Below are 16,158 nucleotides of genomic sequence, written 5' to 3'. Positions count from 1 at the left end.
CTCCCTTTCTCCATAGAGTTTTGCTATGATCATGTAGGTTTTACATTTTTTAGTCTATGCACATATCATCAAAAGAACAAGAATATGAAGATCTTAATCATACGAGTCTCTGCAATTGGAGATGTTATTCATACACTTCCTGCACTTTTCTTACTCAAAAAACAAATTCCTCATGCTCAAATCAGCTGGATTGTTCAAAAAAAAGCTGCAGCTCTCCTTGCACATCATCCTGCTCTTGATCGCGTATGGGTTCTTCCTGACAAGTATCTTTATCCAGCACAATGGAAGACAACAGCCCAAATTATGCGTGAAGTTAAAACAACCAAGTGGGATGCCATAATAGACTTTCAAGGAATTTTAAAAACGTCAGTTCTTATTGCTCAACTCAAGGGAAAAAAATACGGATTTGCAAAAGAACATGCACGCGATCCATGGACCCGGTTCTTTACTCATCATCATGTCAATTCTCAATACACCAATATTATTCAAAAAAACTTAGCACTTGCTGCTCATGTGGTGCATGATCTCACACAACAGCCAAGCTGCCCCGCACTTCATGTTTTGCGCCAAGACTTTGACCTTTTTTTTTCAGATCATAGCAAAGAGCTGGTCGCAAAGTGGCTAGCTCAACATCACGCTCAAAAAATTATTGCACTCTGCCCCAACACAACATGGGCATCAAAGCTCTGGCCAACTGAGCGTTGGCAAGAACTTCTCAAGCTTCTGTGTAGCAATTTTAATAAGCCGGGTGATCCGATTATCACACTTTTGGGAACATCATTTACCGGTGAAGCTGCCGAAAAACTGCTCCCCTTTATTAAAAAGCATAACCTTCCTGTCATTATTGTTCCAAGAATGGACCTACTCACAACGGCATATCTTTTCACTCATGCAACGCTGGTTATTGCTCCAGATACAGGACTGCTCCATATCGCTGATTTTCTTGGAGTTAATTCACTCGGCATTTTTGGCCCAACAAGCAAAAGACGCCATGGACCATTTTTAACAGAAGCGAATGTTAAAAATTGCATTCAAGTTGAATGTCCGCATCATTACCAAAAAACTCATGGTAAAAATGCAAATACTGTTCCAGAACAAAACTGTATGTATACACTATCATCACAAGAAGTACTTAACAGAGTTGTACGTATTACACAGGGAGCCTGAAGGCTATGATTAAAAAAATATCGCACTGGAGCATGCTTATCGCTATGTGCTGCCTGTCCAGGCAAGCATCGTCAAAAAAACTTGAAGTATTGCCATTGCCCCTAAAAATGACGGTCTATTCATTGACCATGGACCGAGCTGTTGTACTTGCGCATAAGCACCGCCCAAATCTTGAAAGTTTGAAGTATGCAATTAAAGCAAGTCAGTACCAAGCAAAAGAGTTTCTTTCTGGAAACTTGCCACACTTAACCTTAACTCATCAGTTAGATCAAGCAAAGGGCGATAAATCTCCACATTCCAATACTACATTTGCAGCTCGTCAACTTGTGTATAAATTTGGAGGACCTCTTGATTTGTACAATCTTAGCCGCAAAGAAACGCAAGTCGTTGAATTTTTAAGTGATGGTGAAAAGCAAAAAGTCCAGAATGAAGTCGAACTCTCATTTTTAGATGCTTGGTTTTTGCAGCAAAAACAAGAGTTTATAAAAAGTTTGTATGTATCGACTCAGGAGACGTTTAAAAAAGCAGAGCATCAATTTAATGTCCAGCTGCTTGATAAAAAAGATTGGTTAAAAAGCTCTGCTGACTACGCTCAAGATGTTGCCACCATTGGAAACTACGACAATGATACAGTGATAGCCGAAAGAAAATTAGAGTTCTTACTTGGGCAACGCGTTAGTATTTCTTTAAACACAGCTCGCTATGAATCGGATTCAGAAAAACAATCGCTCACACAACTTCACTGGAGCCCTGAAGCAAGCATCAACATACTTTCGCTTGACCATTATTACAACCAAGCAATCAAAAATCGTCCTGATCTTGCTATCAATAAAAAGCAAATCGAAATTGAACATGACAAAGTTGGTATTGCGCGCAAACAAAACCTTCCATGGTTGGAAGTATCTGCGCAATCTAGCCATCTGTATCACCGTGTTGCCCCATCAGGTGATATCTTGAGAAACCCAAGCGGATATCATCAAGTAAGTGCAAATATTAACTGGAACATTTTTGACGGTGCACTTTCTCATTTTCGAGCAAGCAAATTTGAAGCAACCAAAATAAAAGCAATTCTTGAAACTGAGCAAACCAGACAAAAGATTCGTATCGATATTGAAGAAACATATTACACTCTCAGCAAAGCGCTTGTGCAACTCCAAGCTCGGGAAATTCGACTTGCACAAGTAAAAAATGATCTCGCGCTTGCCAAGCAAAATCTTGAAATTGGTAACACTTCAAAAGTTGAATTAAGCACAGCACTCACTGCGTGGGAGCAAGAACACTTAGCATGGCTCAGTCAAAGAGTAAGTGCTGAAAAGAGCTACCGCGACCTCTTATTTGCTTGTGGCTATCCAAGTGATTTAAACTAAGAACTTCCACTCTCCAACTACTTGGCTATACTAAAAAATGGTTAGTTTCATTTTCTTTAAAGGAGAGTTCATGGATATTCGTCACCATTTGTTTGAAATTCTTAAAGAAAGCATTGTCTGCTTTGGGTTAGCACTTCTGCTTCCATTATTTGTTTTCTATACAACAGGACTTTTTATTAAATCGTTCCCCCAACCCCAAAGTTATTCTATCCCAAACTATGCACAGCGGATTCAACAAACTGAATCCGAAGAAGAAAAAAAGAATCTGTATACACATCAAATGCAACTACGTAATGCCTATATAAAGCATGTTGAAGAACACTCGCAGGCATTTTTCTTCTTTTCACTTTTTATGGGCATTTGTGCAATTATTGCAGGAATGTTTATTTGCGGGATGGGTGTTGGATCAGGACTCATTCTTGGAGGAATTTTAACCATCTTCCAGGGATACTATTTTTATTGGTTCTATTTAACTGAAGCTTTACGCTTCTTGTCGCTTCTAGTCGGACTCATTATTCTCTTCGGAGTCGGACATATCAAGTCGGTCAAACGAATTTCAAATCATCACTAATTTGATACATTCTGGGGAAGCAAAGCTTCCCCTTTTTAAATTCATACCAATCAAAAAAGCTCTTTGGTCTTATGCAAAACCGCAATGCCATCACTGGTTTGATTAAACGTTATCCCAGCAAGAATAACTTTTTTAGTTTTGAGTATCTCGTACGGCTCCCAGTAGCGCTTTTCTTCAATCTGTTTTAAGGCAATCTCTGGAGTGCTATTTCTTTTAAACTCGATAACGAAGGTATATTTGGTTCCTTCCAGCAAAAGATCCATGAACCCTTCTTCAGTTGCCACTTCAGTAGGTGGTCTCCTGCCAAAAAGCACACAAACCATAAAGAAAATTTGGTGGTAAAATTTTTCACGATTAACGCGAATATTGTGAGGAACAAGCTTGATGAAATCTTGTAGGTGCTTGCAAAAGAGTCCAAGATCATCGGCTGCAAGTGCACGACGGAACCTGTCGCCGAACTCACCAAAATTTTCCGGTGTGATACCTCCAACAAACTGCATAATTTGTTCGGTCATTGAATAGCGCACTTCCTCATTGGGGTACGCAACCTTGTAGCCACGTTTGTTTGAATCATAATCGGATGCAAAGGTAAGGTAGCCAGTTTGCAAAAGGAGGGTTCTGTAATTTTGGTAATACAGATCAAGCGTAAATGAGTCTAGGTTGGATTCTGCAAAAAAGGAGCCTTCCACCATTTCAATATCAGCAGCAATGAGTGGATTTTTTTCAATAAATTTCATTAAAAAACTCGGTGTTCCACTCGTAAACCAGTAATTTCTTAAATCAAGCTTTGTTAAACAATTATGCATAGAAAAGGGATTATAAACTTTTAGGTTGTTACCGACAAAGCAGTAACCGTTATACCATGACTTCAGCGTCTGCCGCGTTTGCTCATAGCTTTCGCCTCTTTTTTCAGCAAATGCTTGAATGTGCTCAGTTAAATAACGGTCAATTTCTTGATCAGTATAGCCAACAAGCGCTGCGGTACGGTGGTCGTTGGTTAAATCATCAAGATTATTAAGATCTGAAAACAGCGCCACTTTAGAAAACTTACTCACGCCGGTGATAAAGAGAAAGTGCATATTGGCATCAACGTCTTTCCCTTTGAGTGTTCCATAAAAATCTTTTAATTCATTGCGCGAAAGTTCTGCCTGCTCCAGATCATTAATAAGATCAACAATGGGTTTATCGTACTCATCAATAATAACAACGACGGAACCTTTTGTTGTACCCAATGTTTGAATAAGTTCGGCAAATTTTGCTTTAAGAAGTTTTTCCTTAAGAACAATGCTATATTTTTCAGCGTGAGCATCAAGTGAACTATGGAGGCCTTGAGTAAGTACATCTGCTGCTCTATGATCAATTTGACTAAAATCAAAGAATAAGACTGGCCGAGCTACCCACTCGTAATCACTCTGACCAATCCATAAGTCTTTAAAAAGTTCTTTGCAACCGCTGAAAATAGCACTGAGCGTAGAGCAAGTGAGCGACTTACCAAAACGACGAGGACGTGAAAAAAAATAGCGCCCTCGACCTTGCCTAATTAAATTGTATAAGTATTGCGTTTTATCAACGTATAACGTATTAGGGTTTATAAGCTCACTGAATGTTTGTTCACCAATCGGCAACTTTTTCACATGCTCTCCACTTAAATTTTATACACCAATTACCACGTGTGCTTAAACTATGAGCTCCCAATTGTAAAGCTATAACAAATAACGTTTACGCTTTATCACATTTGAGGAAGCGTAATTCCCACTTGCTTCATATACTTTCCATTTCGGTCAGCATACGAAACATCACATCGCTCATCAGACTCAAAAAAGAGTACTTGAGCAATGCCTTCGTTGGCATAAATTTTTGCCGGAAGCGGTGTGGTATTTGAAATTTCAATCGTTACGTAACCCTCCCACTCAGGCTCAAAAGGCGTCACGTTCACAATAATACCGCAACGGGCATAGGTTGATTTGCCTAAACAAATGGTCAGCACGTTGCGCGGAATTCTGAAATATTCAACGCTACGAGCAAGCGCAAAGGAGTTTGGTGGAACAATACAAACATCGCCATCACGTTGAATAAATGCATCATCGGTAAAATTTTTAGGATCAACAATAGAATTATAAACATTGGTAAAAATCTTAAACTCATTGGCAACACGTAAGTCGTAACCGTAACTTGAAACACCATAACTCACTACTTTGCCATTTTCAGCATTTTTTACTTGACCATCAACAAACGGCGAAATCATTCCGTTTTCAAGAGCCATCTTTCTAATCCAACTGTCTGGTTTAATACTCATTTTTTACGCCTTCTTTTGTTAACTCAATACAATCAATATTTTTAATAACCAAAATATGCCCCCACTCATGCATAAACAACTTCAACTTTTCAAGAAGTACTTCGATTATAGTCCCTATAAAATCCCGTGTCTCTGGAAGCTGGTCATCAAATTCATCAAGCACAAGTATCACGTGATATGACTCAACTGATACAGTTTTTTGATCAACAGCATCATCAAGCATTGGTTGACTTAGAGCCAATACTAAAAGCAAGCTAAAACCAGTCATGCGCTCCTTTATGGATAGTTTTACTTTTTTTATTTTTTACTATCAAAAAGCGCAGTACTCTTGGTAGCACTTTATAATGTCGCTATACTATCAACTAACGTTAGTTTATCGAGACATTAAAAAAAAGTGAAAGGGCAACATGAGCCTTAATCTTCAAAAAATAAGTATACTTTGCTTAAGTTATTGCATTTTATTACTGAGCTCAACACTGAAATTCAGCATGATCGTAGGTAAAAGTTTTGCTTACTTTTCAGTAATATTTTTTGTAGTACCACTGCTTGGCGCATTCTTTGGCGGAGCTCAAGCAATTATCATCACAACGTTTGCTCTTGCAACCAAAGTGATATTGACTTCGTATCCAATTACCGGTGGTATTCCAACATTACTTGCTGTTACAGCATGGTCAACGCATACACAGTTTGTGAGCAAACAGACTCTTGCTTCTCACCTTGGATATTTTTTAACGATGGCAGCTCTTCCCGCCTCATGCATGGCACTATTTATGACACACCCTACAGTTGGTCAAGGCTTTTTTTACGCTTTGTACTGGCTTATTCCCATTGTTTTTTATGCTGCACATATCTTTTTCCGTCGCAGTAGTACATTCACCGTTGCTTTGAGCACAACATTTATTGCACATGCCGTTGGATCAACCATTTGGCTTTTCACCGTCCCTATGAAACCAGAACAATGGATAGCATTGATGCCTGTTGTTGCAGTTGAGCGATTGATTATTGCAAGTGGGATGACACTATTATTTTTTGTAGTACAAAAAATAGCTTCAACAAAATTTTTGTTTTTAAAAAAACAATTTTTATTTAATAGTCACCGATAAAAGGACGGGGATAAAGTATGAAGAAATGTGTTCTTGTCGTAATGCTCAGTATTATGGGTTCGACACATGCGATGAATTTTGATATTGATTCTGAAGAAAATTTTCCATCACTAGAAAAAACACGTGCTGGCAGACGTCAGCAAGGACGCTCCAAGAAAAAAAATCTGGAAATAAAAAAAGCCGATCAACTTGATGAGGAATCTGATTCAAACATTAATAATGCTGATCATGTAAGCGAGCCAATACTTTCCGATAATTCTCAGATGCTAAGCCCTCAGTTGCCTGAAGCAATGAAACAGGTGGTTATTTACCTACCTGATAAATCAGATCTTTGGAATAGGCTTGATTTTCATTTTTGTAGCCATTCTGGAAAGGCTTTGTGCGAAAAATTGTATGGCAATAATTATAAACTTCATGGAAAATATCTCAGCCAAGTATTGAACGATATTGATGAGATTATGAAGCAATATGCCGGTTACATGAGATCTGCTCAAGCACCGGAATGGCAAATAATATTACGCCTCAGCACAGCTCAACGCATAATAATAAGGTCTGTTTTTAGTAATCATAAAGAAGTAAGCGATTTTCTTGAATCGATGCTTCAGCATAACAAGAACAAAGACCGCAATGTCATTAATCATCAAGCTCGTTCTTATTACCCTATCACCTCGAATATTTTTAATGGTAATCGATGCGAAGCAGGCATTGAGTTTGATGGTCCCTGGTAAAGAACCAAAGATCACTTTACTGCACAATAAAAAGTTTCACTCAGACAGAAAAATATGTACGAATGGGGTTGAGTATCCGCAACCCCATTCGTATTTCTATTTACTTACAAAAGAACCTTCAAAAATTAATTCCTCAAGCTTTTTCCGATCAGAAGGCACTTCACGCTCTTGCATCTCTTGAGGCAAATCTTCTTTCTTGCCAGGCTTCCCAACTGCAAACATCATTTCCACGTTATAGTCATCAGGAATATTAAGTTCAGTTTTGGCTCGATCGTAATCAAAGCCCTCCATGCCGTGAACAACCAAGCCATTCAATTCACCTTGCAAAGCAATACTCATCCATGCAGAGCCGGCATCAAATGAATGCGTACGTGCTGGCTTGCCATTAAAATCGAATGTTTTTTTTGATATGACAACAACAAGCGCGCTGGCATTTTTTGCCCAGTCTTGATTAAACTTAATCATCACGTTAAAAAGTTTATCCCATGCTGAAGTCTGACGTAATGCATAAATGAACCGCCATGGTTGACCATTATATGATGATGGTGCCCAGCGACCAGCTTCAAATAATGTGAGCAACTCTTTAAGTTCAATCGATTCTCCAGACATTGCACGAGGTGACCATCGATTCAAAAACATTTCATGAACAGTAAAATCAGATTTTCTATTATTTTTATGTGACATGAATTTTCCTTTTAGTATGAAATTGATCCAAATGAAACTGGATTTCCACCTCCACCAAGACCAAAATATGAAAGTTTTTTGGAAACTGATGCTTCAAGCTGAACACTTGCAATTTGTCTTGCGCCCGGAACATTACCCTTACCAAAAGATATAATAGCGTCTTGCAAAGTAACCCATAACACCTCACCTTGAGGAGCTGTTATAATCGCATCATGATTTTGTGGCTGAGTAACAGAAGCCGCCATAGAACCAAAAACACGAATTCCACTGCGACTATTTTGTTGATCCCCGATCAAAATATAAACAGTGTTTTTTGTTTTAATATCATCATCTGAAAGAGCAATCAAAATTCCTGCTTGAGCTTGGACATTACTCAAAATCAATGACAGCTGTCCGGGTTGAAATTTCCAATTTTGACTCCATAAAAGAGTATCTTTTCCATGGATAGCAGGAAGAAAGCTCAAAGATTTTTCACCCGCAATAATATCACGAGGAGCCGGCTTGATAATTTCAATTTCTAAAGTAAGCGCTTGCTCTTTTGTTGCAGCTTGAGCAATATAGTCCGGCAATGTTGCCAGTGAAGAGATCAATTGTATTGGATTTGGAGTACGCACCTGTGCAGTTGCAGCCTTTCCTTCAGCCCAATTTTCTTTTGGCAAACATAGGTACCCTGCTGTAGCTCGATTGATTAACCGTACAGATTTTAAATCACTTTTATCATCAGCATCAATCACCCACTGCTCTGTTGTACTGTAAAGCATGTGTGAACGCTGAGCAACATAAACCATTTGTGAGACCGGGTCGGTACAAATATTTTTCCACCCATTCAACTTAAAGCCAACATAATTACCAAATCTCATAACATAAAACTGACTACGCCAGTCATTGCTCGATTTGCCCGATGCGGTAATAAACCCTTTATTATCAAGGCTTAAATAATTTTCCTGCCCTTTAACTTTAAAAGCAACTTTTGTACCTGCGGGCAGCTGTTTAAGCAACGGCAATGAATACGCTGGTGGATTCCAAGGTCTGCCAAGAACTTCGCATTCAAATGAAGCATCAGGAGTTATCTTACTTGTTGCACCAATCGCAGCATTATTTTCAACTGTCAGAACAAGTCCTGTTTTTTCGTTTTTCAAAACAACAGAGCCAAGTTCTTGCCCCTCCAATACCCATCGAGTTTCAGGTGCAAATTTTTGGAATGAACATGTCACTTCTTTTGTTGTACTTGTAACACCAACATATCCATCAGCACCTTTTAAGCCAATCCATCGACCATATCGCTCAACCAAAAATTGAGATCGATCATCTGATGATGCCTTGCTTCTGATTGCTTTAAGACTACCAGCCTCTTGTGCAAGATATTTTCCTTGGCCAGTACTTTGGATTGATGATTTAAGGGCTACAACAGACCCTTCAACAATTTCATCAAACATTGTTTTTGGGCTGCCCAATTGCTTACGAACAACTTTAATGGTTGGAGGAGCAATAATCCCCTCTTTTTTAGGATCAATGGGTACAACCACATTATCAACTAAATATGAAGATTCCTGTGCTATGCGATCTTTAAATCGCTGAATCATACCGATAAAAACTTCATGTGCTGGAGCCTGCTTCTGCAAAATAAGTTGCTCAAGATCGTCTAAACAGGCCTGCTGCGCACGCTTAACATACATAAACAAATTATGGTAAATTGTAGAAGTAAGCCCTCGTGCAAGTGAAAATCCTGGAAAAACAATCTGCGGCTGAAAAGGACTTTTTAAAAAATCAAGCTGTTCTTTAAGTATAGTGCGCGCATCGGAACTTTGTAAAACTGAAGGTATATTCGAATGCAATTGAGCAACGCGATCTTCAAGTTCTCCAAAAAAAACTTTTTTTAATGCTGTTAATTTCTCCTCAGTCGCTTTTGATCGCTTGGCTTCCTTTTTGCCCTTAATCTTCTCTCCAAACATTTTTACGCCAGTTTCAACGACCTTTTCCACAATCGGCGTAACTAACTCTTCCATCAATAGTTCAACTTCACCCTCAGCAGAAACTACATCAATAAGCCCATAGCTACTCAAAACTAAGAACATCACGAAACGATGTATCATCCTACTCCAAAAAAAATTCATCGACTCCCTTTCATAACAAAATAATAAAACTCTTTAAGTTCTTTCATGATACACAAAGAATTTGGCACGGAGCTATGTAATTTTTTTTACCTAAAATAGAGCGCAAAAAAAAGAGGCTCTCAGTTTTTGAGAGCCTGGTGAGAACTTAGATTTTACAATTGCTATTCTGCCATTTGTGCTCGTCTTCTTTTCTTCATCGTACGCAAGTTACGTTTTTCTCGTGCAGCTGTTTTTTTGTCGCCTGATACAAATTGAGCAGCTTGAATTTGCATTCTATGGGTACCCTTCTTCTGAGGCTCTGCCTTGCGTGAAGTTCGCTTTTTCTTCGCAGGCTTCTTACGCTTCGCCGTTTTCTTTTTCTTTGCTGGCTTCTTTTTCTTTGCAGCCTTTTTGCGTTTTGCTGGTTTTTTAACAGCTTTCTTTGCAAGAGGTTTTTTTCTTGGAGTAACAGGTGCAACAGGAATAACGGGAACTACAGGCACTTCGACTACGGGCTCTGGTGCACGAGCTGGCAAGCTTATAACTTCGGGCACAACCTCTTTTTTAGGTAATTCAATAACCGCTGGAATAATTGGAGCAACCGGAACAATCGGCTCAGGTTGAGGCTCTACGACAACTGGAGCTGGAATAATCGGTTCTACCTTAGGCTCCGGGGTAACCTGAGTAACTGGAATAACCGGCTCAACTTTTGTCTCTTGCGTAACAGGAACAGCAGGAATAACCGGCTCTATCACAGGCTCTGGTACAACAGGAGTTACAACAACAGGTGTTTCTTCATGAGCTCTATTCATCGAAACAGATCGATACAAAACTGGCTCAATACTTCCTCCAAGCCCTAGATAGGTGATATTTGCAGCAGCTGTTTTATCAATCTGTACTTTTCCAATAAGGCCTGCTCCAAATTCAGTTCCCTTACCTACCGATAATTCACCATCCTTAAGGCGGATCCAAAATGCAGCTGGACTTTTAACGACAACACCACTTGTATCTTTAACGTTGAGCAATTCATCATCACCGAATCGAATGCTCGACGAGCTATTTTTTTCTCGTCCCAACAGAATACGGAGCGATGCTGATGATTTACCCATCACAGGAGATAAATTAATGTAAACATTATTCTCGGCTTGAATATCTTTGAGCACGAGCTCAAGATCGCCCGCAGGAAACTTCCATGCTTGGTTAAATTGAATTTCATTTTTTCCATGATACGCAGGCAGGAAGGTAAATGTTGATCCTCCACCGTTAACATCATCAGGAATAGGCTTTACAATCTCTATTTCAAAACGACCATTATCACCTCGTCCAGCAGGTTGCATAATAAACTTTGGAGCACCTTTAACACTCTTGGCCAATGGGTTTTTGACTTGAGCAAAAGCTGTCCACACAAGATTATTGGTCCACGCTCCATCAGGAACTGTTAAATAGCCTTGAGATGATCTATTTTGCAACCAAACACTTTTCAAGCTTCCATCTTTTTCAGGATGAAGCTCCCAGTGCTCAATTGAGCTTGCAAGGGTATCTGATCGCTCAATAAACTTTACTCGATGCATGACTGGTTCAGCGCATAAACTTTTCCAACCATGCGTTTTAAAACCAAGCCAGTTGTCATTACGAACAACATAAAATTGACATGCTGGATCATTCTTATTTGTTCCTGTTGCACGAACAAAAAACCTATCTTTTGTTTGACTCATATCAACAGCTAAATATTTAGGATTTGATGGATCTTTCAGTGATTTAATAGCAACCACCACACCAGCTGGCAACAAATTTAAAGCGTCAGTAAACGCTGCAAGTGGCTCATTGGGCTGTTTAATAATATCTATTGCAAGACGACCCCAATTTGCAGCTTGTGCAGGCTTGCCGCTCTCATCACGGGCCATAACAATACCACCATCACTTGATTTACGAACACTCAAGAAAGCATTCGCTTTATTATTTTTAAGCCACATCCTATCAATTCTGTTACCAACAGGGACAAAATGAGCTGCATCTGCAGTATCGCTATAAAAATCTTTACCCAAACAGGTTACCTCAAAAGTAGTTGAATCACAGGTAACAAATTTACCGGTCGCTTTTGACTTAAGACCCATAACGTTACCAAAACGCGTAACAATAAATTGCGCCGCTGTCTCAGTCTTACTCGTTCCAACAGGCTTAATGTACCCATCAACAACTGACAAATAACGTCCTTGCCCTGGGCTCTCTTTGTATGAACGGATAGCAATGATGCTTCCATCCGATAAGTCACTAAAAAGTGCTGAGGGCTTTTCACCCGGCTGAGACTCAATCACTGCTCCACCAGTTATTGAACCAACAACTTCTCTTGTGGTACTTGAAATATCTTTTTTAACGCGAGAGATAAGACTTCCCAAAAATCCTTTTTTAGGCTGTGTTGGTTGAGAAGCTCCTTGCCCCGATACATCTCTTGATGGGGCTTCAGGAATCATCTGCGCAGCATCATCAAGACTTCTTGTAAGGTCAAGCGCAACTTCTTCAGCTCCTGATTTATTTTTGCCACCCAAAGCTTCTTGAATCTTTTTGAGATCATGACGCATCGCATTGACTATTTTCCCTGGAATTTTTTCTATTGGATTTGAAAAAATCTCTATTCGCTCAAGAAGCAATTCACCGGCACGTCTCAAGTCACTTGGAAGCATCGATGGATCTTCTTGAATTTTTTCTACCAAAAGCTTGGTTTTTAACTTAATTGTTTGAAGAAGCGATTGAGGTAATTTTTGAAAAATAACTTTTTTAAATGAATCAAGTTCACCCTTAAGAGCTTGCGCAATATCACCCTGTAAAGCCTTGAGCGGCACCAAAAGCCGTTCAACGGTTTCAGGTGGAAGTCCAGCCAAAAGCTGACCCGCTGCCGCAGAAATTGGCTTTTTAATTGCTTCAATTCTCTTTTTTAATTCTGTAGCAATATCGCCCTGAAAAAGATTCATCACATTTTCAAGTGATGTTACTGATTTCAATATTTTTTTCACCGCTTGATCAGCATTACTACCAGGAGTTAAACCAAGCACTTTTAAATGGCCAACAAGCTCATCCTTGAGACTATCAAGCTTGGCAAACCAATCATCAACTGATGTTGCAGGCGTTCCTGCAAGCATTCCAGCAACATCTTTAGTCAAAGAAATCAACTGCATTGCTGGCTCTTTTAATATTCCTAAAATTTCAGGATCTATAAACGTCTGATTTGCAAGAATGGTTTTCATCACCTCTTGTGAGGTAACCGAAAGGAGCTCCATTGTTGCAGGCTTAAGAGCGCTCACCAAAGGCTTTACAAAATCTGCAACGCGCTTGAGAAGCAAGCTGGACAAATCTTCTTCAAGCTTGGCAACAACATCAGAAGAAGCAACTGCAGAGCTTGATTGTTTTCCCCATGCAGAAAGCTGGCTTCCACCCTGTCTTGGCAGACCAGATACAGCTTCATCGGCACCTGCCTGTACATCAACAGTTGCAGCGTTTATTTCTTGGTGAGAAAAAGCGCCAACCAACAACAATAACAAGCAATTTTTTAGAAAAATTTGTAGCAACTTCTTCATTACTTCTCCTCGTTTCCTGATCCCATAATCTTTAATAAACTCAAAAAACTATATAAATAAACTCTATCAACTTTGAGAATACCATACTCACGAGGTTAAAAGTCAATAAAATTTACAATTAGAATTGAATTTAATGCAGTAGGTATAGAAGCAACCAACAACCAATATCTTACACAAAAGAAGCTTTTGGCTTGACCGCACTTCTTAAACAGCTATCATCTAAGAAACCTGCCTTTTTAGCAGTTAAGTATGTAGCTTTGGAGATATGTATGCGCATAAAAATTAAAGAAATTTCACAGGCCTTAATCGGCAAGCAACTCACCCTCAAAGGATGGGTGCGTAGTGTTCGAGACCAAAAAGAATTCGCTTTTGCTATGGTTAATGACGGATCAACACTTGCAGGATTGCAAGTAATTATTGAGAATTCATTACCAAATTTTGATGAAACTATAAAACAAATGACAACAGGAAGCTCGGTTGCAATTACAGGCACCGTTGTTCAAAGCCCTGGAGCTGGACAAGCGGTTGAGCTAAAAGCTTCTGCCATAGAAATCATCGGTACATGCGATGCAGAAAGCTATCCACTGCAAAAAAAACGTCATACACTTGAGTTTCTGCGCACTATTGCACACCTTCGCCCGCGCACTAACACCATTGGAGCTGTTGCTCGAGTACGTAGCGCGCTTTCTTATGCAACGCATAAATTCTTTCAAGAAAAAGGTTTTCTCTACGTTCATACGCCTGTCATCACCGCATCAGATTGCGAGGGTGCAGGACAAATGTTCAACGTAACCACCCTTGATTCCAATAACCCACCCCGTACTCCTGATAAAAAAGTTGATTACTCCCAAGACTTTTTTGGTAAGCAATCATTCTTAACCGTATCCGGTCAACTCAACGGTGAAGCTTACGCCTGTGCACTCTCCGACATCTACACTTTTGGGCCAACATTTCGTGCAGAAAATTCAAATACATCACGCCACTTAGCTGAGTTTTGGATGATTGAACCCGAAATGGCTTTTGCCGACCTGAACGACAACATGGATTGCGCAGAAAGTTATCTCAAGTATTGCCTGGAATATGTGCTCAATAATAACCTCCAGGATATGGAATTCTTTGATGCTTATATTTCCAAGGGAATTATCGAACGCCTCAAGCACGTTGTGGCAAGCCCTTTTGCTCGCATACCTTACACTCAAGCAATAGATATCTTACAAAAATGTGGTAAGAAATTTGAGTATCCTGTGCAATGGGGTATCGACCTTCAGTCCGAACACGAGCGGTATTTGGCAGAAGAATATTGCAAGACTCCGGTTATCCTTATTAACTATCCTCAAGCAATTAAATCTTTTTACATGCGCCTGAACGATGATAATAAAACCGTTGCCGCTATGGACGTTTTGGTTCCTGGTGTTGGTGAAATCATTGGGGGTTCTCAGCGTGAAGACCGACTCGAACTTCTTGAACAAAGAATGGTTGCAGCTGGCCTGAACAAAGATGCCTACTGGTGGTATCTTGAACTGCGCAAGTTTGGCAGCGTTCCTCATGCAGGCTTTGGGCTTGGGCTTGAACGACTGGTTCAATTTTCAACCGGAGTTGAAAACATTCGAGACGTTATTCCATTTCCTCGTTATCCAAAACATATCGATTTCTAAGAAAATTTTACAAGGGCTCAATACGTTATTTTTTAACTATTGAGCTCTTGTGATAGAGCTCTTAGTACAGAGGATAATATGCATCGGTATGGTATAGAATAAACAATATTCCCAAAGTTATTCCTGAAATAGCTTCATCTGACAACGTACGCAATAGACTTACATCAGAAGAGTTTATGGGCTGCCTGCTTAATACGGTAAAAGTAACTTTATGCTTGTTAAAGCTCACGAGTGTATCTAAAGAAATACTTTGTATGTTATCCGAAACATTCTCTTTGGTTACACCAAAAAAGTTGGCTATTTCGAGGAATGTCTGAATAATTTTTTTGCGATTATTGAAGTCATCACTTCCTAAACATATCTCTTTTTCGTAGAGATAATATTCATTTTTTTGCAAGCATTTTTTTTTAAATTCAGTGACAAGCCTGGAATTTTCATGAATTAAATTTTTCCCAGCAATAATCTGTTTAATAATTTTTTTAGAAAAATCATGCGCAGGATCAAAAAAATCTGTAATCACCCGACCCCAAGAACGGTTCTTAAAAACGTAATCAATATCGAAAAGCTGCTCGTCTTTTTCAATCGTATAAACCTGAGAAAGCAGCTCTCTAAATGAACAATCTGGAATAACATATTCATCAATTGATGCAGCTACGGTCATCGGCAAGAAAAATACATAAACAAAAAGAAGGCCATATAACATAATCATACTCCCAAGTTTTTGAGTTCATATAACGCTTATATAAAATACGCTTCTTGATCACATAACTCTCTTAATTTCTTACACCATGAGAGCGTTGGCTCTTGCCAACGAGTTCAGCCTACCATAGCACTATAAAAATGGCCCATTCAAGATTTGCTTCTTGTGTAATTGACGATTTAGATATCATGCTTTAATACTTGCTCGATATAAAGCTGCTCA

13 protein-coding genes are annotated in these 16,158 nt (G+C 39.3%); 6 read left to right on the top strand and 7 right to left on the bottom strand.

Annotated features, from left to right (window positions below; genetic code table 11):
• The first annotated feature begins 84 nt into the window (after positions 1–84).
• The 3 genes from JST56_07585 to JST56_07575 all read left to right on the top strand — a co-directional run bounded on the left by JST56_07585 (position 85) and on the right by JST56_07575 (position 3,105).
• Positions 85–1,167 carry a hypothetical protein gene (locus JST56_07585; protein MBS1988818.1) on the top strand — a complete coding sequence of 361 codons (1,083 nt, stop codon included), beginning with the start codon at positions 85–87 and terminating at the stop codon, positions 1,165–1,167.
• A gap of 5 nt (positions 1,168–1,172) precedes the next feature.
• The gene (locus JST56_07580) at positions 1,173–2,534 is read left to right on the top strand and encodes a TolC family protein (protein MBS1988817.1); all 1,362 of its coding nucleotides are present in this window, start codon (positions 1,173–1,175) and stop codon (positions 2,532–2,534) included.
• A gap of 70 nt (positions 2,535–2,604) precedes the next feature.
• Positions 2,605–3,105 (top strand): hypothetical protein, encoded by a 501-nt coding sequence (locus tag JST56_07575; protein MBS1988816.1) that lies wholly within the window; start codon positions 2,605–2,607, stop codon positions 3,103–3,105.
• A gap of 50 nt (positions 3,106–3,155) precedes the next feature.
• On the opposite strand, the gene JST56_07570 is transcribed toward JST56_07575, so the two are convergent.
• The 3 genes from JST56_07570 to JST56_07560 all read right to left on the bottom strand — a co-directional run bounded on the left by JST56_07570 (position 3,156) and on the right by JST56_07560 (position 5,669).
• Positions 3,156–4,739 (bottom strand): AAA family ATPase, encoded by a 1,584-nt coding sequence (locus JST56_07570; protein MBS1988815.1) that lies wholly within the window; start codon positions 4,737–4,739, stop codon positions 3,156–3,158.
• Between the two features lie 95 nt (positions 4,740–4,834).
• A complete protein-coding gene (locus tag JST56_07565) occupies positions 4,835–5,401 on the bottom strand; it encodes a dCTP deaminase (protein MBS1988814.1) in 567 nt (188 codons plus the stop codon).
• Complete coding sequence (locus JST56_07560; protein MBS1988813.1) at positions 5,391–5,669, bottom strand: hypothetical protein; 279 nt, start codon at positions 5,667–5,669, stop codon at positions 5,391–5,393. Before JST56_07560 ends, JST56_07565 begins: the two co-directional genes overlap by 11 nt.
• A 139-nt stretch (positions 5,670–5,808) precedes the next feature.
• On the opposite strand from JST56_07560, the gene JST56_07555 reads away from it, so the two are divergent.
• A complete protein-coding gene (locus tag JST56_07555) occupies positions 5,809–6,504 on the top strand; it encodes a hypothetical protein (protein MBS1988812.1) in 696 nt (231 codons plus the stop codon).
• Positions 6,505–6,521: 17 nt separating this feature from the next.
• Positions 6,522–7,232, top strand: a complete 711-nt coding sequence (locus tag JST56_07550) for a hypothetical protein (protein ID MBS1988811.1) — start codon at positions 6,522–6,524, stop codon at positions 7,230–7,232.
• A gap of 96 nt (positions 7,233–7,328) precedes the next feature.
• On the opposite strand, the gene JST56_07545 is transcribed toward JST56_07550, so the two are convergent.
• The 3 genes from JST56_07545 to JST56_07535 form a co-directional block, all read right to left on the bottom strand.
• Entirely contained in the window at positions 7,329–7,916 is a 588-nt protein-coding gene (locus JST56_07545) for a nitroreductase family protein (GenBank protein MBS1988810.1), read from the bottom strand.
• A gap of 11 nt (positions 7,917–7,927) precedes the next feature.
• Positions 7,928–10,009: a hypothetical protein gene (locus tag JST56_07540; GenBank protein ID MBS1988809.1), complete on the bottom strand. Its 2,082-nt coding sequence runs from the start codon at positions 10,007–10,009 to the stop codon at positions 7,928–7,930.
• Positions 10,010–10,191: 182 nt separating this feature from the next.
• Positions 10,192–13,581: a hypothetical protein gene (locus JST56_07535; protein MBS1988808.1), complete on the bottom strand. Its 3,390-nt coding sequence runs from the start codon at positions 13,579–13,581 to the stop codon at positions 10,192–10,194.
• 269 nt (positions 13,582–13,850) lie between these two features.
• Between JST56_07535 and asnS the strand changes: the two genes are divergently transcribed.
• On the top strand, positions 13,851–15,236 hold the full coding sequence (gene asnS / locus JST56_07530) for an asparagine--tRNA ligase (protein ID MBS1988807.1): 1,386 nt from the start codon (positions 13,851–13,853) through the stop codon (positions 15,234–15,236).
• 61 nt (positions 15,237–15,297) lie between these two features.
• Here the strand turns inward: asnS and JST56_07525 are convergent, their stop codons facing one another.
• Complete coding sequence (locus JST56_07525; GenBank protein ID MBS1988806.1) at positions 15,298–15,945, bottom strand: hypothetical protein; 648 nt, start codon at positions 15,943–15,945, stop codon at positions 15,298–15,300.
• Positions 15,946–16,158: the final 213 nt, after the last annotated feature.

It is taken from the genome of Candidatus Dependentiae bacterium, from assembly GCA_018266175.1.
Lineage (GTDB): Bacteria > Babelota > Babeliae > Babelales > RVW-14 > JAFEAY01.
The sequence above is the reverse complement of the archived record's forward strand: the minus strand, read 5'-3'. Positions and strand labels throughout refer to the sequence as shown.